General features: G+C 64.3%; 21 protein-coding genes. 15 read left to right on the top strand and 6 right to left on the bottom strand.

Features of this window, described 5'->3' with window-relative positions; all coding sequences use genetic code 11:
* Positions 1-184 precede the first annotated feature (184 nt).
* Positions 185-877: a Crp/Fnr family transcriptional regulator gene (locus tag AABA86_RS13580; protein ID WP_038944727.1), complete on the top strand. Its 693-nt coding sequence runs from the start codon at positions 185-187 to the stop codon at positions 875-877.
* Between the two features lie 185 nt (positions 878-1062).
* On the opposite strand, the gene AABA86_RS13575 is transcribed toward AABA86_RS13580, so the two are convergent.
* A complete protein-coding gene (locus tag AABA86_RS13575) occupies positions 1063-1476 on the bottom strand; it encodes a hypothetical protein (protein ID WP_338307161.1) in 414 nt (137 codons plus the stop codon).
* 1207 nt (positions 1477-2683) lie between these two features.
* On the bottom strand, positions 2684-3580 hold the full coding sequence (locus tag AABA86_RS13570) for an alpha/beta hydrolase family protein (RefSeq protein ID WP_338307160.1): 897 nt from the start codon (positions 3578-3580) through the stop codon (positions 2684-2686).
* Between the two features lie 180 nt (positions 3581-3760).
* On the opposite strand from AABA86_RS13570, the gene AABA86_RS13565 reads away from it, so the two are divergent.
* From AABA86_RS13565 to AABA86_RS13555, 3 genes are read left to right on the top strand one after another with little or no spacing between them, the layout of a single operon-like run.
* Positions 3761-5149 carry a class II 3-deoxy-7-phosphoheptulonate synthase gene (locus tag AABA86_RS13565; RefSeq protein ID WP_338307159.1) on the top strand — a complete coding sequence of 463 codons (1389 nt, stop codon included), beginning with the start codon at positions 3761-3763 and terminating at the stop codon, positions 5147-5149.
* A 4-nt stretch (positions 5150-5153) separates the two neighbouring features.
* Complete coding sequence (locus tag AABA86_RS13560) at positions 5154-5507, top strand: diacylglycerol kinase (protein WP_212246704.1); 354 nt, start codon at positions 5154-5156, stop codon at positions 5505-5507.
* 16 nt (positions 5508-5523) lie between these two features.
* Positions 5524-7281 carry an NAD+ synthase gene (locus AABA86_RS13555; protein WP_338307158.1) on the top strand — a complete coding sequence of 586 codons (1758 nt, stop codon included), beginning with the start codon at positions 5524-5526 and terminating at the stop codon, positions 7279-7281.
* Between the two features lie 27 nt (positions 7282-7308).
* Here AABA86_RS13555 and AABA86_RS13550 read toward each other — a convergent pair whose 3' ends face one another.
* Positions 7309-8490 (bottom strand): DUF2865 domain-containing protein, encoded by a 1182-nt coding sequence (locus tag AABA86_RS13550; protein ID WP_338307157.1) that lies wholly within the window; start codon positions 8488-8490, stop codon positions 7309-7311.
* Positions 8491-8633: 143 nt separating this feature from the next.
* Positions 8634-8939 (bottom strand): hypothetical protein, encoded by a 306-nt coding sequence (locus tag AABA86_RS13545; protein WP_212246699.1) that lies wholly within the window; start codon positions 8937-8939, stop codon positions 8634-8636.
* A 294-nt stretch (positions 8940-9233) separates the two neighbouring features.
* On the opposite strand from AABA86_RS13545, the gene cysS reads away from it, so the two are divergent.
* From cysS to AABA86_RS13525, 4 genes are all read left to right on the top strand, one after another.
* A complete protein-coding gene (gene cysS / locus AABA86_RS13540; RefSeq protein ID WP_338307156.1) occupies positions 9234-10652 on the top strand; it encodes a cysteine--tRNA ligase in 1419 nt (472 codons plus the stop codon).
* A gap of 115 nt (positions 10653-10767) precedes the next feature.
* Entirely contained in the window at positions 10768-11259 is a 492-nt protein-coding gene (locus AABA86_RS13535; RefSeq protein WP_338307155.1) for a GNAT family N-acetyltransferase, read from the top strand.
* Positions 11256-12854, top strand: a complete 1599-nt coding sequence (cimA, locus tag AABA86_RS13530) for a citramalate synthase (RefSeq protein WP_338307154.1) — start codon at positions 11256-11258, stop codon at positions 12852-12854. The genes AABA86_RS13535 and cimA overlap by 4 nt, the downstream gene beginning before the upstream one ends.
* A gap of 54 nt (positions 12855-12908) precedes the next feature.
* Complete coding sequence (locus AABA86_RS13525; protein ID WP_338307153.1) at positions 12909-13280, top strand: VOC family protein; 372 nt, start codon at positions 12909-12911, stop codon at positions 13278-13280.
* 189 nt (positions 13281-13469) lie between these two features.
* On the opposite strand, the gene AABA86_RS13520 is transcribed toward AABA86_RS13525, so the two are convergent.
* Positions 13470-14075 (bottom strand): LOG family protein, encoded by a 606-nt coding sequence (locus AABA86_RS13520; RefSeq protein ID WP_212246692.1) that lies wholly within the window; start codon positions 14073-14075, stop codon positions 13470-13472.
* 200 nt (positions 14076-14275) lie between these two features.
* Between AABA86_RS13520 and AABA86_RS13515 the strand changes: the two genes are divergently transcribed.
* The 4 genes from AABA86_RS13515 (at position 14276) to AABA86_RS13500 (ending at position 18828) form a co-directional block, all read left to right on the top strand.
* Entirely contained in the window at positions 14276-16231 is a 1956-nt protein-coding gene (locus tag AABA86_RS13515) for an ABCB family ABC transporter ATP-binding protein/permease (RefSeq protein WP_338307152.1), read from the top strand.
* Positions 16232-16309: 78 nt separating this feature from the next.
* Positions 16310-17014, top strand: a complete 705-nt coding sequence (locus AABA86_RS13510; RefSeq protein ID WP_338307197.1) for a phosphatidylserine decarboxylase — start codon at positions 16310-16312, stop codon at positions 17012-17014.
* 87 nt (positions 17015-17101) lie between these two features.
* Positions 17102-17986 (top strand): CDP-alcohol phosphatidyltransferase family protein, encoded by an 885-nt coding sequence (locus AABA86_RS13505; protein ID WP_212246690.1) that lies wholly within the window; start codon positions 17102-17104, stop codon positions 17984-17986.
* Between the two features lie 122 nt (positions 17987-18108).
* Complete coding sequence (locus AABA86_RS13500) at positions 18109-18828, top strand: RraA family protein (protein WP_028145264.1); 720 nt, start codon at positions 18109-18111, stop codon at positions 18826-18828.
* A 14-nt stretch (positions 18829-18842) separates the two neighbouring features.
* On the opposite strand, the gene AABA86_RS13495 is transcribed toward AABA86_RS13500, so the two are convergent.
* Positions 18843-19136 (bottom strand): hypothetical protein, encoded by a 294-nt coding sequence (locus tag AABA86_RS13495; RefSeq protein ID WP_338307151.1) that lies wholly within the window; start codon positions 19134-19136, stop codon positions 18843-18845.
* A gap of 100 nt (positions 19137-19236) precedes the next feature.
* On the opposite strand from AABA86_RS13495, the gene AABA86_RS13490 reads away from it, so the two are divergent.
* The 3 genes from AABA86_RS13490 to AABA86_RS13480 all read left to right on the top strand — a co-directional run bounded on the left by AABA86_RS13490 (position 19237) and on the right by AABA86_RS13480 (position 21903).
* Entirely contained in the window at positions 19237-20061 is an 825-nt protein-coding gene (locus tag AABA86_RS13490; RefSeq protein ID WP_338307150.1) for an SDR family NAD(P)-dependent oxidoreductase, read from the top strand.
* A gap of 213 nt (positions 20062-20274) precedes the next feature.
* Positions 20275-21048: a motility protein A gene (locus AABA86_RS13485; protein ID WP_063195489.1), complete on the top strand. Its 774-nt coding sequence runs from the start codon at positions 20275-20277 to the stop codon at positions 21046-21048.
* 24 nt (positions 21049-21072) lie between these two features.
* Positions 21073-21903: an OmpA/MotB family protein gene (locus AABA86_RS13480; protein ID WP_028145261.1), complete on the top strand. Its 831-nt coding sequence runs from the start codon at positions 21073-21075 to the stop codon at positions 21901-21903.
* Positions 21904-22052: the final 149 nt, after the last annotated feature.

Below are 22052 nucleotides of genomic sequence, written 5' to 3'. Positions count from 1 at the left end.
CCTTTTGGTTCGGCATCTCCATAACGAACGAGACTGCGCACATTTGGAGCCGAAGTCTGAGCTTTAGTGCTCACTTGGCCGCCGGCGAAACGTGCCACTACACTGCCACCGACATCCGGCCGGGTTTTCCTGACGTTCGGTTTACCCTAGAATGTAAGCCAGTTGATAATTAAAGGCGGGAAGCGTGGCCAAGGCAACGAAGAAGCAGCCCTTCGACGTCCAGGAGTTCCTCCACACCGTGGCCTCGGGGAGGACCGTTTCAAACTATCGGAAGAATCGGAAGGTCTTCTCTCAGGGAGACCCCGGTGATGCGGTCTTCTACATTCAGGAGGGCAAGGTCAAGGTCTGCGTCGTCTCCGAGCAGGGCAAGGAGGCGGTCGTCGCGCTCCACGGAAATGGGGACTTCTTCGGTGAGAGCTGCCTAAATGGGCATCCGCTGCGGGTGGCGACGGTCGTGACGGTGACGGAGTGCGTCATCATGCGGCTCGAAAAGGCAGCTATCGTGCGTGTGCTTCATGACGAGCCGAAGTTCTCTGAGATGTTCATGGCTCACCTGTTGTCTAGGAACGCCCGAGTCGAGGAGGACTTGGTCGACCAACTTTTTAATTCCAGTGAGAAGCGTCTGGCGAGGGTGCTCCTCTTGATGGCGAACTTCGGCAAGGAGAGTAAGCCAGAGCCGGTCATAGCGAAGATAAGCCAAGAGACACTCGCGGAGATGGTCGGGACCACCAGGTCGCGCGTCAGCATGTTCATGAACAAGTTCCGCAAGCTTGGGTTCATCAAATACAACGGATCACTGGAGGTCCATAATTCCCTGCTGAACGTGGTCTTGCACGACAGTCCTCACCTAAGAAAGCGTGCCGAAAAGGAAAAATGAATTGAACCTGCTCGGACGTTGCCCCTCTGGTCTAGCTGCCGCACCAGCGTGGGGTCATCTAGCCGGCTTGTGAACCTGACAGCCTCACGACCGCTACGGGTCACAAGCGGACAAATCGGCGGGTGTCGCGGAAGGTCGGCTCTGGGGCCAAAGACGGAAATCGGGCGAGGCGCCGCGTGCGAGAATCAGCGTACGGCAATTATCTTCACGAAGGAGCCTGCGCCGTGCAGCTCGTGGAATACCAAGCGACCGTCTTGAAGCCGATATGAACATCCCGCGTAGCTTTTGTGTTCGTGTCCGAACACGTCCTTATGCGTAGTTTGAGCGACCAAGGCAACGATGTTGTCTTTCGGAAGCAACTCCTCCAAATCGTTGAACCTTGCGGCGGCTTCGGGCGAGAGGGCGAACGAACTTACAACGGTTGCGGAAGGATATGCCTTGGCTACCTTATCTGCGCATCCCCTGATGAATTCAGGCGTGACCAAGTGCTGAGCGGCCTCAGCAGCTCCGACCTTCATTCGAACTCCCGGCAGATCGCGAGCACTCAGGCATCCTGACAGCAGCAAAGAGAAACCAACGAAAAGAAAATGGCTACGCATTTAGATGCCCCCCCATCGGTACTGCTTCCAGCACCTCTACAGTAACGGAAGGGCGAGTCAACTTAAGGTAGCTCGAAGGCAACACGACTCCTGACCTTCGCAATGGGCCACAAGCGGCAGATCATGCTCAAGGTGCCTGACTTCCGCTTTACGATAGCGACCCAACATTATGAGTCCACGCCCTGGTTCAAGGCGCACGCCGGCGGTCCCGAAGCCTTCAGCTTGGCGGCTTCCTCGTCGGTGAAGGCGCGGCTGTGCGTCGGGAATCGCACGGCTTCAGCGCTTCTACGGAATCGCCCGAGCCGCGGCCGGGCACGACATCTACAAGACCTTGTGTTGCCGGCGGGCGAAACACGCGAGCGCTGGGGCAATCCTGATCACCAAAAATATTCAGCTTTACCGAAATTCGGGAATGGCGTATTCATCGCGGCATCCCGGCCCAACGAAGAGGGGCGTATCGCGATCGTCACGAACGCGGGCCGGGTGGCGGTGGACGTGGGTCACATCGGCGCCAAGGATTTCGCAGGGCGGGCAACCGTGAGCGAAACACCTGGCGCACACGACCGGTGTGATCGGCGTACGGCGAAATCGTGTGGTCCTGGCGCCCGGGGTCTGTGCGCCAAGTCTTGCGGTGATGTGGCGGTCCAACCGGGCCCACGCATCAGCCATCCGCAAGGCGACGGGGGCAATAGTGCAACGCTCCCCGGGGAGATCACGACATAAGCCGTAAACCCACTGCGCAGGGAAGGCCGGGATGTCCTGGCTACACCTGTATGCCGCTGTGCAGCTTCTTGTTACGCAGAATTCGCACAGTGGACCGCGGGTGCCAGCCGGCGCCCGGTCTTCCCTGCGCCCTCTTTCAAGTGAGGGTGAAGCGATCAGGCAAAGCTCGGGCGAAATGCGCCGCGAGGATGATCAATCATGTGTGTCATTGAACAAAGGTCTCGTGCCCCGGACGCGGCGCAGCGTCCCTTCGACGATGCGCTGCAGAGCCGGGGCCCATGCATCAACGAGTGCCGTGGCTTCCTGGGTCCCGGCTCTGCGCAGCAGCGTAAGAACGCTGCAGCGCGTCCGGGACACGAGAGAGACGCAGATCGCCACACGCGCCCTCATTGCAAGAAGCCTTTGCACAAGCAATCCAGACTGTCTCCGCGAAGGCATTCCGGAAGCCCGGACGAGATGCGCCGCGAGGACGCGAAGGTGTGTCTCACTCCCCCTGAACCCATTCCGCGACGCCGCGCCACAGCGTGTCGCGATGCTCGGGGCGGAAGAAGCCGAAATGGCCTATTCCCTTGGCGCCGACGTCGGACGGCTTGACGTCGAGCACCTCCGGCTTGATCGCGGTGAACCCGCTCGCGAGCAGCTCGACCGCGGGCCGCGTCGCCCAGGGATCGTCGGCGAAGCACAGCGCCCGCAGCTCGCCCTTGAACTTCGCAAAATTCGCCAGCGCCGGCAGCTTGGAATCGAAGAGATAGCGCGGGCTCGAGACCCACTCGGCCCATTGCAGGAAGACGCCCTTGGGCAAATCCTCGCCGACGCCGGCCCAGCCGGGGGCATAGCCGAGCGTGTGGGCGAGCGGCACGCCGATGAGGTTCATGAAGGCGAAGACGCGGTATTTCTCCGGCGAGGTCATCAGCCGCCAGGTCGCGGCCTGCGAGGCCACGAAGGCGGCGCGCGAGATTTCGCTGTTGTTGGCGATCAGCCCGAGCGCCTGGCCGCCGAAGGAATGACCGACATAGGCAAGCGGCAGGGTGTTGTACCGCTCCCGCATCCAGCTGACCGCAGCGGTGACGTCGAGCGCGGCCCAATCCGACATCGAGGCCTTGAAGCCGACCAGCGATTTCGGCTGGTTGTAGCCGACCATCGCCGGCAGCCGGGAGTCGCCGATGCCGCGATAGTCATAAGTGAGCACCGCGCAGCCGCGATGGGCGAGGTAGGAAGCAAAGCCCCGGTAGATCTTGCGCGGAACGGCGGTCGCCGAGTTGATCAGGACGGCATGGCGTTTGGTGCCGCGCGGCAGGAACAGGGTGCCGGTCAGGGCATACCCGTCGGTCGCCGGGAAGTTGATCTCGTCGATGAAAACGTCGTCCAGTGCCGCGTCCATGGGCGCAAGGTATCCTGCCAGTTGCCTCGCCGTTCCCAGCAAATGCGAATTCGGCTTTCCCCGCAAGGGTTTGCAATGCCAAATGGATTTACAACTGGCGGGGCGGGGCCAGCCTGTGTATAAGGCGGCCCTCGCAACCCCTAGATCAGGTTGTGCTTTTTGCTTCACGGAGAGATTGCGATGTCCGAGCGGTGGACGCCCGAGTCCTGGCGCAGCAAGCCGGTGCTACAGGTGCCCGACTATCCCGACGCCAAGGCCCTGGCCGACGTCGAGGCGCAGCTTGCGACTTTTCCGCCGCTGGTGTTCGCGGGCGAGGCGCGCAACCTGAAGAAGGCGCTGGGGCGCGTTGCGGCCGGCGAGGCCTTCCTGCTCCAGGGCGGCGACTGCGCCGAGAGCTTTGCCGAGCACGGTGCCAACAACATCCGCGATTTCTTCCGCGTGCTGCTGCAGATGGCGGTGGTCCTGACCTACGCCGGCGCGGTGCCGGTGGTGAAGGTCGGGCGCGTTGCCGGCCAGTTTGCCAAGCCGCGGTCGTCGCCGACCGAGAAGATCAATGGCGTCGAGCTGCCGAGCTACCGCGGCGACATCGTCAACGACATCGCCTTCACCAGGGAAGCGCGCGTGCCGGATCCGCAGCGCCAGCTGATGGCCTATCGCCAGTCGGCCGCGACGCTGAACCTGCTGCGCGCCTTCGCCACCGGCGGCTACGCCAATCTCGGCAGCGTGCATCAGTGGATGCTCGGCTTCCTCAAGGATTCGCCGCAGTCCCGCCGCTACAAGGAGCTGGCCGACCGTATCTCGGACGCGCTCAACTTCATGCGCGCCTGCGGCCTCGATCTCGAGGCCCATCCCGAGCTGCGCGCCACCGATTTCTACACCAGCCACGAGGCGCTGTTGCTCGGCTATGAGCAGGCCTTGACCCGGGTCGATTCCACCACCGGGGACTGGTACGCGACCTCGGGTCACATGATCTGGATCGGCGACCGCACCCGCCAGCTCGATCACGGCCATATCGAATATTTCCGCGGCATCAAGAACCCGATCGGGCTGAAATGCGGCCCGTCGCTCAAGCCCGACGAGCTTTTGAAGCTGATCGACGTGCTCAACCCCGACAACGAGCCGGGCCGGTTGACGCTGATCGGCCGCTTCGGCTCGGACAAGGTCGGCGAGCATCTGCCGAACATGATCCGCGCCGTGAAGCGCGAGGGCAAGGTCGTGGTCTGGTCGTGCGACCCCATGCACGGCAACACCATCACCTCGACCTCGGGCTACAAGACGCGCCCGTTCGACCGGGTCCTGTCGGAGGTGAAGTCTTTCTTCACGATCCATGCCGCCGAAGGCACCCATGCCGGCGGCGTGCATCTGGAGATGACCGGGCAGGACGTCACCGAGTGTATCGGCGGCGCCCGCGCGATCACGGACGAGGATCTCAACGACCGCTATCACACGGTCTGCGATCCCCGCCTCAATGCCGAGCAATCCATCGACATGGCTTTCCTGATTGCGGAGCTCCTCAAGCAGGAACGCGCGGGCAAGTCCACGCCGATGCCGGCCGCAGCGGGGCTCTAGGATCTTGCTGCGGATCTGGAAGGCCACGATCAATTCCCGCAACGGTCTGGCCTTTGCGTTCCGATCGGAGCAGGCCGTCCGCGAGGAGATTTTTGCGCTTCTCGCGTCGCTGCCGCTGGCCTGGTTGGTCGGTGCGACCGCGATGCGCGCGGTCGAGCTGGTCTGTTCGGTTGCGTTCGTGCTGACGGTCGAGCTGCTCAACACCGCGATCGAAAAGCTCGCCGACCGGCTGACGATGGATCACGACAAGCAGATCGGGCGGGTCAAGGACATGGGCTCGGCCGCCGTCGGCGTCGCGCTGCTGATGGCCGGCGCGTTCTGGATCATCGCCATCATCGAGCGACTGGGATTCATCTGATCGGAGCGCGGCGGCCATGACCGAACGTCTCAAAGCATTCGCGGTCACGCTCGCCCAGCTCAATCCGACCCTGGGCGACATCGAGGGTAACGCCGCGAAGGCGCGCAATGCGCGCGCGCGGGCCGTCGCCGACGGCGCCGATCTCGTGCTGTTTCCGGAATTGTTCATCGCCGGCTATCCGCCGGAGGATCTCGTGCAGAAGCCGGCTTTCCAGGCGGCCTGTCGCGCCGCGATCGAGGCGCTGGCGCGCGAGACCGCCGATGGCGGGCCGGCCATGCTGATCGGCACGCCCTGGGTCGAGGACGGCAAGCTCTACAATGCCTGCGCGCTGCTCGACGGCGGGCGCATCGCCGCGTTGCGTTTCAAATGCAATCTGCCAAACTACGGCGTGTTCGACGAGAAGCGGCTGTTTGCGCGCGGCCCGGCGGCGGGCCCCGTGACCGTGCGCGGCGTGCGCATCGGCGTCCCCATCTGCGAGGACATCTGGCTGGAGGAGTCCGAGGACTACGAGAACGTGGTCGAGACGCTGGCCGAGACCGGCGCCGAGATCATCCTGGTGCCGAACGGCTCGCCTTACGCCCGCGACAAGAGCGACGTGCGCCTGTCCGTCGCCGTGGCGCGCGTCACCGAAAGCGCGCTGCCGCTGGTCTATCTCAACCAGGTGTGCGGCCAGGACGAACTGGTGTTCGACGGCGCGTCCTTCGCGCTCAACGGCGATCTTTCGCTCGGCGCGCAATTGCCGGCGTTCGAGGAGAGCATCGTCACGCTGCGTTTTGCGAGAAATGGCGACGACTGGCGCTGCGCGGGTCCGATCGCCGAGCAACCCGAGGGCGACAAGGCCGACTACGCCGCCTGCGTGCTGGGCCTGCGCGACTACGTCACCAAGAACGGTTTTCCCGGCGTGCTGCTCGGCATTTCCGGCGGCATCGACTCGGCTCTCTGCGCGGCGATCGCGGTCGATGCGCTCGGCGCCGATCAGGTGCATGGCGTGATGCTGCCGTATCGCTACACCGCGGCACACTCGATCGCCGATGCGGGCGAGCTCGCCGGCCATCTCGGCATCCGCTATGAGGTGCTGCCGATTGCTGAGGCCGTGACCGGCTTTGAGACCATCCTCTCGGGCCTCTTCAAGAATTTGCCACCTGACGTCACCGAGGAGAACCTCCAGGCCCGCAGCCGCGGCACGCTCCTGATGGCGATCTCCAACAAGACCGGGTTGATGGTGGTGACGACAGGCAACAAGTCGGAAATGTCGGTCGGCTACGCCACGCTCTATGGCGACATGAACGGCGGCTTCAACCCGATCAAGGACATCTACAAGACGCAGGTGTTTCGGCTGGCAAGCCTCCGCAACGGCTGGAAGCCCGATGGCGCGCTCGGGCCGGCGGGCGAGGTGATCCCGCCCGACATCATCACGCGGCCGCCGACTGCCGAGCTGCGCGAGAACCAGACCGATCAGGACTCGCTGCCGCCTTACGACGTGCTCGATGGCATCCTGAAGGGGCTGATCGAGCGGGAAGAGCCGCTCGATCAGATCATCGCGGCCGGTTTCGATCGCGAAACGGTCACCCGCATCGACCATCTGCTCAACGTCGCCGAATACAAGCGCCGCCAGGCCGCGCCCGGCGTGAAGGTGACGCCGAGGAATTTCGGCCGCGATCGCCGCTATCCCATCACCAACCGCTTTCGCGACAGGGGCGAAGGGCTGCCTGCCGGGGACGAGACGCTGGTGTCGCGCGGCAGCAAGGCGTCGATCGACGCGTTCGAGGGGTGAGGGTGAGGCGGCGGCCTGCCGCCGCAACTATTTCTGCTGCTGCGGCAGGAAGGTCGGGCCGACCGAGCGGATCGGCTTGTTCTCGGAGCTCGCAGCCGTGCCCGTATCCGCCGGCGGCGTCGCGGCCGGTGCGGTGGCGGTCGTCGGCGCGGGAGCTGCGCCCTTCTTGGCATTCGCAGGCGTGCCCTTGTTGAGCCGCTGCTGCTGCATCTTCTTGGCGCTCTCCTCGGTGACGATGATGTCGCCCTGCTGCTCGGCGGTCGCCTTGTCGTCGGCGGATTTCAGCGCGTCCGCCCAGGTCTGGCCTGCGGCCTTGCAGGAGCAGGAGGGGTTGAACTCGCTGCGGAATTTGAAAGCGGTCGGCAGCGCCGTGTAGGGCTGGCCGCTGATCGAGACCGCGGCGTTCATGTCTTCGCCGGGATTGCGATGGGTGTAGAGCACGGCTTCCGCGGCTGGGCACAGCGCCTTGCAGGTCTTCTCGTCGTCGGGGAAGCGCGCCGGCACCGTCGCAAACGAGACCGGGAAATAGGCGCCGTCGCAGGTGCGCACGCACACGGTGCGGTAGGTGCCGGATTGCGGTCCAAGATCGGACGGCGGCACGCCCTGCGGATTGCCCGCGTTGTTGCCGCCGAACAGATTGCTGAGGAAGTTGCCGCCGCCCTGCGACTGCGCGGCGTTGGCGTATTGCGGGCCGCAATTGTTCTGCGCCAGCGCAACCAGCACCGAGCGGCGCTGACTGTCGCGTTCCGGGCTGAAGCCGCCGCCGCCGCGCAGGCGCTCGAGATTGCCGGTGATCTGGTCCAGATTGGCGCGCATCTGTTGGATCTGGGTGTTGACCGGGCCGCATTGGGCCGACTGGCCGTTGAACAGCGAGAAGAAGCCGGAGGAATCGCAGCCCATGCGCTTGGCCTGCATGGTGACGCGGTCGAGCTCGGCCTGCTGCTTGGCCTGGGAATCCTGGTAACGGCGGATCTGGTCTTCGCGCGCGGGGTCACCACCGCCGCCGCGGTCCAGCGCCGCAAGCTGGCCTTCCAGCCGCACGCACATCGGATTGGGCCCGAGTCCGTTCTGACCGGGCTGAGGCGGCGGGCCGGGCGGGCCGGCCTGCGCGAAAGCGCCGGTGACGAGCACGGCCGTGCTCAAGAGCACGGTGCAGGCACGAAGAAAGAGAGCACGGGAGAGGGACAAAGATTCGGGCATATCCGCCATTCTAGCGAGGTCACGGCCCAATGTGACTTTCCACGTGACTTGGGAGGGCCGAAGCGCGCCCTCCAATAGCCGCTTCCTGCGGCATCGTCACGTCGTTTCCGGGGCCAAAGGACCGGCCTAAGCTGCGCCAGCTCCGAGCGAATTCAGCGCTGGCAAGTGATTGCGACATATTCGTCGCAATGGCCATGGGAGCAGTTTGCGCCGGATTTGGGGACAGAGCCGGTAATTTCGTCGGGGTCTACCCGGCGATAGCTTGATGCCTGGGCAAAATCTCGTGACTGGCAATAGGTGCGCGCGACGGAGGCGCCGCATTTGTCACCCCTGGCCAGGCACTGGTCGATGCCGTAGCCGTCAGCCTGGTTGGCGATGATGAAGACGCGGGTCTCGGCGCAGGCGCCGGATGCCGTGAGGATCGAGGCGCTGAAAATGAGCGCGAGCAAGGATCGCATGAAAATACCGGGAGGCAAAAAAGGGAACAATCTGGTTCCAGAATGGGCTTAAATAGTTAAGGATCACGAACCATCAGGACGAGCGCGCGCGCTTTGCGGACATAAAACGGCATTTTCGCGGCTCCCTTGACGCGGGGCCGCCTCATAGCCCATATGTGGCCGCATGAACGGTCTCCTCGTCATTTGCATCATTTGCCGCGAGATTACGAGCTAGCGATTCGCTGGCTGGAGCCGTCTTTTCTCAAAAACAATTGAGAGCCTCGGACGCCCGGCCAACAGCCGACGGGTATCCATATGGAATTGCGCCTCTACGACACGCTGACGAAGGAAAAACGCACCTTCGTGCCGCTCGATGCGGAGAACGTCCGCATGTATGTCTGCGGACCGACCGTCTACGACTTCGCCCATATCGGCAATGCGCGGCCGGTGATCGTGTTCGACGTGCTGTTCCGGTTGCTGCGCCATCTCTATGGCGAGGCGCACGTCAAATATGTCCGCAACATCACCGACGTCGACGACAAGATCAACGACCGCGCCGCACGCGACTTCCCGGGCCTGCCGCTGAACGAGGCCATTCGCAAGGTCACCGAGCAGACCGGCAAGCAGTTTCACGCCGATGTCGACGCGCTCGGCGCGCTTCGGCCGAGCGTCGAGCCGCGTGCGACCGAGCATATCGTCGAGATGCGCGAGATCATCGAACGGCTGGTCAAGGGCGGCTTTGCCTATGCCGCCGAGGACCATGTGCTGTTCTCGCCGCAGGCGATGAACGCGGCGAATTCCTCGCTGCCCCGCTACGGTGCGCTGTCCAATCGCTCGCTCGATGAGATGATCGCCGGCGCCCGCGTCGATGTTGCGCCCTACAAGAAGGACAATACCGACTTCGTGCTGTGGAAGCCGTCCAAGCCCGGCGAGCCATCCTGGCCGTCGCCGGCCGGCATCAAAGCCGAGGGACGCCCGGGCTGGCACATCGAGTGCTCGGCCATGGCCTGGAAGCATCTCGGCGAGCATTTCGACATCCATGGTGGTGGCATCGATCTCGTGTTTCCGCATCACGAGAACGAGGTCGCGCAGACCTGCTGCGCCTTCCACCGGGAGCGCATGGCGAACACCTGGATGCACAACGGCTTCCTGCAGGTCGAAGGCGAGAAGATGTCGAAGAGCCTCGGCAACTTCATCACCATTCACGAGCTGCTCAAGGATTGGCCGGGTGAGGTGCTGCGCCTGAACATGCTCAAGACGCACTACCGCTCGCCGATCGACTGGACCATGAAGGCACTTAAAGAAAGCGAAAAAACTCTCCTTGAATGGCATGAATTGCTACCAAGCGACGGTTCATGGAACTCCGAGCGCCGGCAAAAACATCCGGAACTCCTCGCAGCGCTCTGCGATGACTTGAACACACCCAAAGCCATTGCCGAGCTGCACGGGTTGCGAACTGCTGCAGTCCTTACCCCGGGGCGTGACGCGACGGCTTTGGGAGATGGCCTTCAGCTTCTTGGGCTGTTCAACGGCTCCAACGTTGCCACTCGAGTTTCGAAGGCGAATCTTGCGACCCACGACGCGGCCAAGATCACCCAGTTGATTGAAGAGCGAACAGCCGCACGTGCGCGCAAGGACTTCAAGGAATCCGACCGCATTCGTGATCTGCTCGCTGCAATGGGCGTCGCGATCAAGGACTCCAAGGACGGCACCACCTGGGAGTTTTCGCGATGAAGCGGCCCGACACGCCTTTTCCGCGGCACTGGCTCTATTACATCGCGCTGAAGATCCTGCTGCTCGCGGGTGCCGTGGCGCTGGTGCTCAAGCTCTATGGGATGTGGTGAGGACGATGGGACAGACTTTGCCAAAGCCCGCACTTCGGCCGTTCCTGCCTGATGACGTGCCGGTGCTCGCCGCGATCTTCGCCGCCAGCATCGAGGAGCTGACTGGCGAGGACTATAGCGAGGCGCAGCAGCAGGCCTGGATGGAGACGGCGGACAGCGAAGAGTTCGGCAAGCACCTCGCGTCCGACCTGACGCTGATCGCGACGCTCGAGGGCTCGCCGGTCGGTTTTGCTTCGCTGCGCGGCACCGACCATATTCGCATGCTCTACGTGCATCCGGCCGTCAGCGGGCAGGGCGTCGCAACCCTGCTGGTCGACGCTTTGGAAAAGCTTGCCGGCGGCCGCGGCGCGCAAAGCCTCTCGGTCGATGCCAGCGACACTGCGGAGGGCTTTTTCGCCAAGCGCGGCTACGTCGCCATGCAGCGTAACAGCATCACCATCAACGACGAGTGGCTTGCCAACACCACCATGAAGAAGACGCTCGGAGCACCGCAATGAGTAAGGAGCGCCTTTATCTGTTCGACACCACGCTGCGCGACGGCGCGCAGACCAACGGCGTCGATTTCACGCTGACCGACAAGCAGATCATCGCCGCGATGCTCGATGACCTCGGCATCGACTATGTCGAAGGCGGCTATCCCGGCGCCAATCCAACCGACACCGAGTTCTTTGGCAGCAAGCCCAAGCTCGCCCATGCCCGCTTCACGGCGTTCGGCATGACCCGGCGGGCCGGGCGCTCGGTCTCGAACGATCCCGGTGTGGCCGGGCTTTTGGAAGCAAAGGCCGACGCGATCTGCTTCGTGGCGAAGGCATCTGCCTATCAGGTGCGCGTCGCGCTGGAGACGACGAAGGAGGAAAACCTCGCCTCCATCCGCGACAGCGTCGCGGCCGCGAAGGCGGCCGGTCGCGAGGTCATGCTCGACTGCGAGCATTTCTTCGACGGCTACAAGGAAGATTCGAGTTTTGCGCTCGCTTGCGCGAAAGCCGCCTTCGAGGCCGGCGCGCGCTGGGTGGTGCTGTGCGACACCAATGGTGGCACCATGCCGCACGAGGTCGAGACCATCGTCACTGAAGTGACGAAACACATCCCGGGCGATCATGTCGGCATCCACGCCCATAACGACACCGAGCAGGCGGTGGCCAATTCGCTCGCAGCGGTGCGGGCCGGCGCGCGGCAGATCCAGGGCACGCTGAACGGCCTTGGCGAGCGCTGCGGCAACGCCAATCTCTGCTCGCTGATCCCGACGCTGAAGCTGAAGCAGGAGTTTTCGGACGCCTTCGAGATCGGCGTCACGGCCGAGAAGCTGGCGACCCTGGTCAAGGTCTCGCGCACGCTCGACGACATGCTCAACCGCGTGCCGAACCGGCATGCGGCCTATGTCGGCGAGAGCGCCTTCGTCACCAAGACCGGCATCCATGCTTCCGCGGTGCTGAAGGACCCGCAGACCTACGAGCACGTGCTGCCGGAGACGGTCGGCAATCACCGCAAGGTGCTGGTCTCGGACCAGGCCGGACGTTCCAACGTCATCGCCGAGCTCGACCGTGCCGGCATTCCTTACGAAAAAAGCGATCCGAAGCTGACGCGTCTCGTCGAGGAGTTGAAGGAGCGCGAGGCCGCCGGCTACGCCTACGAGTCCGCCAACGCATCGTTCGAGCTGCTGGCGCGCCGCACGCTCGGCAAGGTGCCGCATTATTTCGAGGTCGAGCAGTTCGACGTCAATGTCGAGCAGCGCTACAATTCACATGGCGAACGCGTCACCGTCGCTTTGGCCGTGGTGAAGGTCGACGTCGCCGGCGAACATCTGATCTCGGCCGCCGAAGGCAACGGTCCCGTCAACGCGCTCGACGTCGCCATGCGCAAGGACCTCGGCAAGTACCAGAGATACATCGAGGGGCTGAAGCTGATCGACTACCGCGTGCGTATCCTCAACGGCGGCACCGGCGCGGTCACGCGCGTCCTGATCGAGAGCGAAGACGAGAACGGCGACAGCTGGACCACGGTCGGCGTCTCCCCGAACATCATCGACGCCTCGTTCCAGGCGCTGATGGATTCGGTGATCTACAAGCTCGTGAAGTCGGGCGCACCGGCGTGAGGCACGTCGGCGCCGCAAACGCCGTCATTGCGAGGGGAGGGGGGAGCACGGCACATGATCGACCACATCTCCGTCGGCGTCAGCGACCTTGAGCGCTCCACCGCATTCTACGAAGCAACGCTCGCCGCCCTTGGCCTTTCGCGCCTCGTCACGCGGCCGCGCACGGTCGGTTTCGGTAAGGCCTATCCGGAATTCTGGATCAATCTACGCGAAGCCATGCCGCGCGTGCCGCCCGAAAGCGGCGTCCATATCTGCCTGCGGGCGAAGACGACAAGCGAGGTCGATGCGTTTCACGCCGCCGCGCTGTCCGCCGGCGGCGCCTCGGACGGTGCGCCCGGCATCCGTCCGCATGATCGCGTGCGCTACTACGCGGCCTTCGTCACCGACCCCGACGGTAACCGGATCGAGGCGGTGACGTTTCCGTAGGGATAGAGTGTCGCGCTATTGCCGCGAAGAAAGTGCGCTCCCTCTCCCGCTTGCGGGAAAGGGCTGGGGAGAGGGTGTCTCCGCAACGGGATAGTCCCCAGAGGAAAGAACCCTCACCCGCCGCTACGCGGCGACCTCGCCCGCAAGCGGGAGAGGCGACGGAGCCCGCGGCCAGGTCGATGCCAATGATCAGAGCTTGCGCGCGACTTCGGGAGCGAGCTGCTTTTCCTCATCGGCGATCTGGGCTGCGGCCGCCTTCAGCTTCGGCAAAATGTCCTCGACCCGATCGGCCTTGATGATGTCGACCGAAAGACCGGCGCGGATGAACTCGGTCTGGCGCATGTGCGACAGCAGCGAGAACAGCGGCTCCCAGAAATTGTCGATGTTGGCGAGCAGCACCGGCTTGGCGTGACGGCCGAGCTGCTTCCAGGTCAATTGCTCGACCAGCTCTTCCAGCGTGCCGACCCCGCCGGGCAGCGCCACGAAGGCGTCGGAGCGCTCGAACATCAGGCGCTTGCGCTCGTGCATGTCGGGGGTGACGATCATCTCCTGCACGCGCGTCAGCGCGTTCTCGCGCATCCGCAGGAATTCCGGGATGATGCCGGTGACGGTGCCGCCGTGATCGAGCACGGACGTTGCGACCGAGCCCATCAGGCCGAGCGAGCCGCCGCCATAAACGAGCCGAACGTTGTTCTCGGCGAGCGCCTTGCCGAACGCCTTGGCGCCTTCGGTGAAGCGAGGATTGGTTCCGGGGCCGGAGCCGCAATAGACACAGACGGTTTTGATCGTGCTCATTGGTGCCATGATGCATTGCAGCGAAGGGGCGTCAAGCCCAATCGGTGATTCGATACTCCCGGGAATCTACCGGTAAATGGCGGCAAACAATCAAAGATTCGCCATCTGGCGGGGTGCGCTCGCCTCCGGAAGCTTCTATATGGACGAGCGAAAACAGTCATTGCAGCGCGCCCGCGCCCGGCGGGCCTCCAGGTTTCTTGATGAGCCCACCTCATTCGCCCCACGTTCCCGACGTGCCCGATCCCTCAGGCGGGCCGCTCGAGCGGGCGACGCTGATGGGCACGCTGGCGCATCTGTGGCCCTATATCTGGCCGGGTGACCGCTTCGACCTGAAGATGCGCGTGGTGTGGTCGATGGTGCTGCTGCTCGCAGCCAAGCTGATCACGCTGACGGTGCCGTTCAGCTTCAAATGGGCAACCGATGCACTGACCGGCGCCAACACGGCGCCGTTGCAGGCCGACAATTGGCATCTCTGGGTGATCGCCTCCCCATTGCTGCTGACCGCGAGCTACGGCGCGATGCGCATCTTGATGGCGGTGCTGACGCAATGGCGCGACGGTATCTTTGCCCGCGTCGCCATGCATGCCGTGCGCAAGCTCGCCACCATCACCTTCATCCACATGCACGAGCTGTCGCTGCGCTTTCACCTCGAGCGCAAGACCGGCGGCTTGACGCGCGTGCTCGAGCGCGGCCGCGAGGGCATCGAGGTCATCGTGCGCATGGTGATCCTGCAGCTGATCCCGACCATCGTCGAGGTCTCACTGCTGATGGCCGTGCTGCTCTGGCAGTTCGACTGGCGCTACGTGGTCGCAACCCTGATCACGGTCACGGTCTACATGTACTACACCTACGTCGCGACCGAGTGGCGGATCGGCATTCGCCGCAGGATGAACGATTCCGACACCGAGGCGAACACCAAGGCGATCGACTCGCTGCTGAACTACGAGACCGTGAAGTATTTCAGTGCCGAGGCGCGCGAGGCGCAGCGCTACGACCGCTCGGTGGCACGCTACGAGGAGTCGAGCATCCAAGCCTACACCTCGCTTGCCGTGCTCAACACCGGCCAGGCCGTGATCTTCACGCTGGGCCTGACCGCGACCATGCTGATGTGCGCGATCGGGGTGCGCAACGGCACCAACACGGTCGGCGATTTCGTGCTGGTCAACGCCATGATGATCCAGCTCTACCAGCCGCTGAATTTCATGGGCATGGTCTATCGCGAGATCAAGCAGGCGATCATCGACATCGAGAAGATGTTCAACGTGCTGGGCCGCGAGGCCGAGATCAAGGATATCCCCGATGCCAAGCCGCTGGTCGTTTCCGCCGGCACGGTGCGTTTCGAGGACGTGCGCTTCGCCTACGAGCCGACGCGGCCGATCCTGAAAGGCATCAGCTTCGAGGTGCCGGCCGGCAAGACTGTCGCCATCGTCGGCCCGTCGGGCGCCGGCAAATCGACCATCTCGCGCCTCCTGTTTCGCCTCTACGACGTCTCCGGCGGCAAGATCCTGATCGACGGCCAGGACATCCGCGCGGTGACGCAGGATTCACTTCGTGCTTCGATCGGCATGGTGCCTCAGGACACCGTGCTGTTCAACGACACCATCCGCTACAACATCCGCTACGGTCGCTGGGACGCCGACGACGCTGAAGTCGAAGAGGCGGCGCAGCTGGCGCAGATCGACCATTTCATCCGTATGGCGCCGATGGGCTACGAGACCCAGGTCGGCGAGCGTGGGCTCAAACTGTCCGGTGGCGAGAAGCAGCGCGTCGCCATCGCGCGTACCGTCTTGAAGGCGCCGCCGATCCTGGTGCTGGACGAGGCGACCTCGGCGCTCGACACCCATACCGAGCACGAGATCCAGGGCGCGCTCGATCGGGTGGCGAAGAACCGCACCTCGCTGGTGATCGCACACCGGCTTTCGACCATCGTCGGGGCCGACGAGATCATCGTGCTGGATCAGGGCCGCATTGCCGAGCGGGGGACCCATGCCCAGCTGCTCGCGCATGGCGGCCTCTATGCCAGCATGTGGAACAGGCAGCGTGAGGCCGAGGCGGCACGCGAGAAACTGGCCAAGATGGCCGATACCAGCGAGGCCCCCAACCGGGAGCCGCCGCCGGTCGACGACGTCCTGGTGACGCCTGCGGCAGCGGTGTGACCTTGTCTCCGGTCCCAACTCTGGCCTAAACAACTCCACCACGCGGGGCGACCTGCGCCATCACCCCTTCAGCGGCAGATAACGATGTCCATTCTCGATTCGATCCAGCGTCAGATCCCGCCGATCCACAAGGAGGGCTATCCCTTCATCGGCGGCTTTGCGCTGGCAAGCCTCGTCCTGTTCTGGCTGTGGTCGCCTTTGGGGTGGATCGGCACGATCCTGACCGTGTGGTGCGGGCTGTTCTTCCGCGACCCCGTGCGCGTGACGCCGGTGCGGGAGGGGCTTGTGGTGTCGCCGGCCGACGGCCGGGTCTCGATGATCACCATGGCGCTGCCGCCGGCCGAGCTCGGGCTCGGCGACCGGCCGCTGCCGCGCATCTCGGTGTTCATGAGCGTGTTCAACTGCCACGTGAACCGCGCTCCCGTAGCGGGCAGGGTGGACCGCATCGCCTACCGTCCCGGCCTGTTCATCAATGCCGAGCTCGACAAGGCCAGCGAGGACAATGAGCGCAACTCGCTGGTCATCTCGACAGCGACGGCGCGGATCGGCGTGGTGCAGATCGCAGGGCTCGTCGCCAAGCGCATCGTCTGCTTCGTCAGGGAGGGCCAGGCGATCGGCGCCGGCGAGCGCTTCGGCCTGATCCGCTTCGGCTCCCGGCTCGATGTCTATCTGCCTGTGGGGACCAAGGCGCTGGTCTCCGAAGGGCAGACCGCGATCGCCGGTGAGACGATTTTGGCCGATCTTTCCGGAGATGACCCCAGCCGCGCCTTCCGCGCCAATTAACCAATAAGTCGGTCTGTGGGGGCCTTCCGCCGCAATGGCGGAGGGAGACGCGGCTTGCTATATCTCGCCTTGAGGTGAGGACCAGCGATGACGCCCTATGACTTCAAAGACCCTGACGTACGCCGCCGGCGGTTCCGCCCGATTCCAGTGCGGATGCTGGTGCCCAACGTCATCACGCTGCTGGCGATCTGCGCCGGCCTGACCTCGATCCGCCTGTCGATCGAGGGGCGGATGTCGCTCGCTGTCTACGCCATCGTGTTCGCGGCCGCCCTCGACGGCATCGACGGCCGCATCGCGCGCATGATCAAGGGGCAGTCCAAGTTCGGCGCCGAGCTCGACAGCCTCGCCGATTTCGTCAACTTCGGCGTCGCCCCCGGGCTGATGCTGTATTTCTGGCAGCTGCACGAGCTCGGCAATGCCGGCTGGATCGCCGCGATGGTGTTCGCGATTTCCGGCGGCCTGCGCCTGGCGCGCTTCAATGCCACCATGGACGACCCGAACAAGCCGGCCTTCGCCGCCAATTTCTTCACCGGCGTGCCGGCGCCGGCCGGCGCGATCACCGTGCTGCTGCCGATCTATGTGGCGTTCCTCGATCTCGGCCGCTGGCCCGCCGCGATGACGGCGGCCTATACGCTGCTGATCGCCTTCCTGATGGTGTCGCGCCTGCCGGTGTTCTCCGGCAAGACCAAGCGCATGCGCGTGCCGCCGGAGCTGGTGCTGCCGGCGTTCGTCGCGGTGATCGTCTTCATCGCGCTGCTGATCGCCTATCCCTGGCACGTGCTGTCGATCGGCACGGTGCTGTATCTTCTCGCTCTGCCGCTTGGCTACAAATCCTATCGCGACCAGGCCCGTGCGATGGAAACCACCGCGCCGTCGGGAGGCGAGGTTACCTCACCGCCGTCGGCACCGACGCTGGCGAATTTGTCGGAGCCGCCCAACGAGGACGACGACCGGCCCGGACGGCTGCACTGAGCGACCACGCGCGGATATCTGCCATGAGGCCCCCCGAGTTGGGTTGAGACCTGATCTCGGCTATATCGCCCTGTGCCGGCGGCATCGCGCCAACAGCGACCGCCAATCTGGGAGAGAACGCCGTGACTGATAAAGCGACCGGGCCGCTGCCCGCTTCCGTCCTCGAAGCACTGGGCCGCTACGACACGCCGACGATCTGCAATGCCATGGAGATCGTGGCGCCCGAGCGCCGGCTGATCGGCTACACCACCAAGCAACTGGTCTGCCCGTTCCCCGATCTGCCGCCGATCGTCGGCTATGCCCGCACGGTCGCGATCCGCTCGGTGCTGAAATCCTCGCTTCCGGCTGAAGAGCAGTCCAGGCGCCGCATCGAATATTACGAATATGTCGGCACCGGCCATGGTCCGCGCATCTCGGTGATCCAGGACATCGACGGTCCCGATGTCGGCTACGGCGCGTTCTGGGGCGAGGTGCAGAGCAACGTGCACAAGGCGCTCGGCTGCCTCGGCGTCATCACCGACGGCTCGATCCGCGACATCCCGCAATGGGCGCCGGGCTTCCAGGCGCTGGCCGGCTCGATCGGCCCGTCGCATGCCTGGGTGCATGCGGAAAGCTTTGGCGGCGAGGTTCGCGTCGCCGGCATGACCGTGAAGTCGGACGATCTGATCCACGCCGACCAGCACGGCGCCATCGTGATCCCGCTCGACATCGCGGCGAAGCTCCCAGAGGCCGCCGAACTCTGCGGCCGCCGCGAGACGCCGATCCTGGAGATCGCCCGCAGCCCCGATTTCTCGCTCGAGAAGCTGAAGGCCGCGCTGAAGCGCTCGGCGGAGATTCACTGAGGGGGATGGGCGGCCTAAGGCCGCGACACCGGCCGTGGGCCCCCCTGTTCCGTCAGGAACAGGGCGGCCTGATCCGGCTCGCCGAACATCGCGGCGGCGCACCCGATCAGGGTGAAGCCGCCGGCAAGGTCCCACAGCGTGATGTCCTCCGCATTGACCGGAAGGTGAATCAAGCGCGCTGCGATCACCGCGAAAGCGGCCTCGGCAAAGAGCACGAGGCTGAAGGCCGGCAGAACGAGCTCCGGCTCGAGCAGGTGGAGCGCCAACACCGCAGGCAGGGCGGTGAGAAGACTGAACAGCGTCAACATTGCAAAACGGCTCCCGCGATGGAGCATGCCGCACGACCATAGAATACTGCACGATCTCTGATCACCGATGTGACGCAGAGCCGCAGTCGGAGGGCGCACAATGACAATGAAAGACAAGACTGTTTTGATATCGGGGTCGACCGATGGCGTCGGCCGCTACGTCGCGCGACGGCTGGCCGAGGACGGTGCAAGGGTCCTGATCCATGGCCGCGACGCCACGCGTGCCCGGTCGCTCGTCGAGGAGATCGTGAAGGCTGGCGGTGCCGCGCCAACCTTCTACCAGGCCGATCTTTCATCGATGGCGGGCACGCGCGCGTTGGCCGAGGCCGTGAAACGCGATCACCAGCGTCTCGACGTCTTCGTCAGCAACGCCGGCATCGGCTCGCAGAACGACGGCCCGCAGCGGCAAGTCAGCGCCGATGGTCACGAGCTGCGTTTTGCCGTGAACTATCTCTCGGGTTTCCTGCTCGCCCATCTGTTGCTGCCGCTGCTGAAGTCCGCGGCGCCGTCGCGGATCGTCAACGTCGCCTCCCTCGGGCAGCATCCGATCGATTTCGACGACGTCATGATCACGCAGGGCTACAGCGGTTCACGCGCCTATGCACAGAGCAAGCTTGCCCAGATCATGTTCACCATCGATCTCGCAGACGAACTGAAGGGCGCGGGTGTCACTGTGAACGCGCTGCATCCGGCGACCTACATGAACACCACGATGGTGCGTGCCGGCGGGATTACGCCGATCTCGACGGTGGAGCAGGGCGGCGCGGCGATCCTGCGCCTCGTCGAGGGCGACGATGTGGCAGGCAAGAGCGGGCTGTTCTTCAACGGCATGAACGAGGCGCGTGCCAATCCCCAGGCCTACGACGTAGATGCCCGCCAGCGCCTGCGCGAGCTGAGCCTGAAGCTGACGGGGCTGGCACGCTAGCGCGCCGCAATCATGGTTAGCAAAGCGTTGAAATTCGTGTCGGCAGTCGGCAAAGCCGGCCTCATCCCGATGCGCTGCGGCGGTCTGGCGCGCCGGCTCAACTTAACCTTTACGCGGCTTTAAGGGCGGCGCTCTAGGGTTTCCGATGCGGTTCGGGGTTGGGCCGCGCCAGCGGCCAGGACGGCCGTTGTTGCGTACGCGTTGGAGTATCCTATGGATATCATGACGAGCGTCGGGCTGACGGCGGGCATCATCGTCATCACCGCAATGATCTTCATGGGCGGCGACCTTCACATGTTCATCTCCGAACATGCGATGATCATCATCTTCGGTGGCTCGATCTCCGCCACCATGATCCGATTTCCGCTCTCGGCACTCCTGCACGGCCTTCCGCTCGGCGCCAAGTTCGCTTTCACCATGAGCCGCCTGTCGGCGCACGACCTCGTCGACGAGCTCGCCCGCATCGCCGAGATCGCCCGCAAGCAGGGCCCGGTCGGCCTCGAAAAGGTCGAGACCGACGAGCCGTTCCTCGCCAAGGGCATCCGCTACGTCGCCGACGGCTACGACCTCGACTTCATCCGCGACAATCTCGAGCGCGACCGCGACAACTTCCTCATGCACCTCGACGAGGGCAGCAAGATCTATCGCGCCATCGGCGATTGCGCCCCGGCCTTCGGCATGATCGGCACCCTGATCGGCATGGTGCAGATGTTCGCCAACATGACCGACCCCTCCAAGCTCGGCCCGTTCATGGCGACCGCGCTGCTCGCCACGCTCTACGGCGCGCTGGTCGCGAACCTGTTCTGTCTGCCGATCGCCGACAAGCTGCACGGCAAGCTGCTGGACGAGGAGACCAACCGCACGCTGATCATCGACGGCATCCTGATGATCCGCGACTCCAAGAGCCCGACCCTGGTGCGCGAAATGTTGCTGGCCTACCTGCCGGAGAAGCATCGCCACGCCGAGGGCGAGCCGGTGCCGGCGTAAGACCGCCCGCCGGGATTTTCAGACATGGCCAAGAAGAAACGCGGCGATGCCCATGGAGGCGGTCACGGCTGGTTCGTGACCTTCGCCGACCTCATGGGCCTGATGATGAGCTTCTTCGTGATGCTGGTGGCGTTCTCGACGCAGGACGCCAACAAGCTGAAGATCGTCGCGGGATCGATGCGCGACGCCTTCGGCGTCCAGAGCGAAGCGCGCTATGCCGGCATCGTCGAATCCGACGGTTTGCCGACCCGCCCGCGGCTGAAGAACGTCGACCATATCCAGCCCGAGGATGCCTCCAACACGCCGACGCCGGACCAGGAGGATCGCGACAAGACGTCGGGCGCGAAGATCAAGGTCGACCGCAATTTTGCGCTCGCCGCAGCCTCGCTGCGCCAGGCATTGCAGGACATGCCGGAGCTGACCGAGATGTCCAAGCACATCATGTTCGAGGAGACCAAGCAGGGTCTCAACCTCGAGATCGTCGACCAGGACGGCCGTTCGATGTTCGCCGACGGCTCCAAGGTGCCCTATGACCGCACCCGTCGCCTGGTCGAGAAGCTCGCGATTCCGCTCAAGGCCACGCCGCTGCGCGTCTCCATCGCCGGCCACACCGCGGCCGGCTTCGTGCCGACCCGCAGCGACTACGGTGCCTTCGATCTGTCGGCCGACCGCGCCAATGCCGTGCGCCAGATCCTCGAACGCGAGGGCCTGCCGCCGTCGCACATCTTCGCCGTCTCCGGCAAGGCGGATACCCAGCCGCTGTTTCCGGACGATCCCTCGCTCGCGGCCAACCGGCGGGTGACCATCACCCTGATGCGCGAAGATCCGCCGCTGCCGCCGAATCTGAAGCCGTGAGCGTCACCCGGGCACGGTGAGCACCGTTTTCCGACGAGATCCTGCTCGGAAAATAGACCCCCTTGCGCTACCATTCTACCTGAGGCATGTCGTCGCGCTGGCAATGAGCGTGGCTGCAGCGTCACAGCATCCGGCTCTGCGCCTGCTAT

Source organism: Bradyrhizobium sp. TM233 (genome assembly GCF_036247965.1).
Classification (GTDB): Bacteria; Pseudomonadota; Alphaproteobacteria; order Rhizobiales; family Xanthobacteraceae; genus Bradyrhizobium; species Bradyrhizobium ottawaense.
The sequence above is the reverse complement of the archived record's forward strand: the minus strand, read 5'-3'. Positions and strand labels throughout refer to the sequence as shown.

Coding starts and splice junctions, on each gene's coding strand:
- AABA86_RS13515 (WP_338307152.1), top strand. CDS start 14,276: ATGAGCCCACCTCATTCGCCCCACGTTCCCGACGTGCCCGATCCCTCA.
- AABA86_RS13545 (WP_212246699.1), bottom strand. CDS start 8,939: ATGCGATCCTTGCTCGCGCTCATTTTCAGCGCCTCGATCCTCACGGCA.
- cysS (WP_338307156.1), top strand. CDS start 9,234: ATGGAATTGCGCCTCTACGACACGCTGACGAAGGAAAAACGCACCTTC.
- AABA86_RS13480 (WP_028145261.1), top strand. CDS start 21,073: ATGGCCAAGAAGAAACGCGGCGATGCCCATGGAGGCGGTCACGGCTGG.
- cimA (WP_338307154.1), top strand. CDS start 11,256: ATGAGTAAGGAGCGCCTTTATCTGTTCGACACCACGCTGCGCGACGGC.
- AABA86_RS13520 (WP_212246692.1), bottom strand. CDS start 14,075: ATGAGCACGATCAAAACCGTCTGTGTCTATTGCGGCTCCGGCCCCGGA.
- AABA86_RS13575 (WP_338307161.1), bottom strand. CDS start 1,476: ATGCGTAGCCATTTTCTTTTCGTTGGTTTCTCTTTGCTGCTGTCAGGA.
- AABA86_RS13565 (WP_338307159.1), top strand. CDS start 3,761: ATGTCCGAGCGGTGGACGCCCGAGTCCTGGCGCAGCAAGCCGGTGCTA.
- AABA86_RS13490 (WP_338307150.1), top strand. CDS start 19,237: ATGACAATGAAAGACAAGACTGTTTTGATATCGGGGTCGACCGATGGC.
- AABA86_RS13495 (WP_338307151.1), bottom strand. CDS start 19,136: ATGTTGACGCTGTTCAGTCTTCTCACCGCCCTGCCTGCGGTGTTGGCG.
- AABA86_RS13525 (WP_338307153.1), top strand. CDS start 12,909: ATGATCGACCACATCTCCGTCGGCGTCAGCGACCTTGAGCGCTCCACC.
- AABA86_RS13485 (WP_063195489.1), top strand. CDS start 20,275: ATGGATATCATGACGAGCGTCGGGCTGACGGCGGGCATCATCGTCATC.
- AABA86_RS13550 (WP_338307157.1), bottom strand. CDS start 8,490: ATGGCGGATATGCCCGAATCTTTGTCCCTCTCCCGTGCTCTCTTTCTT.
- AABA86_RS13535 (WP_338307155.1), top strand. CDS start 10,768: ATGGGACAGACTTTGCCAAAGCCCGCACTTCGGCCGTTCCTGCCTGAT.
- AABA86_RS13555 (WP_338307158.1), top strand. CDS start 5,524: ATGACCGAACGTCTCAAAGCATTCGCGGTCACGCTCGCCCAGCTCAAT.
- AABA86_RS13570 (WP_338307160.1), bottom strand. CDS start 3,580: ATGGACGCGGCACTGGACGACGTTTTCATCGACGAGATCAACTTCCCG.
- AABA86_RS13505 (WP_212246690.1), top strand. CDS start 17,102: ATGACGCCCTATGACTTCAAAGACCCTGACGTACGCCGCCGGCGGTTC.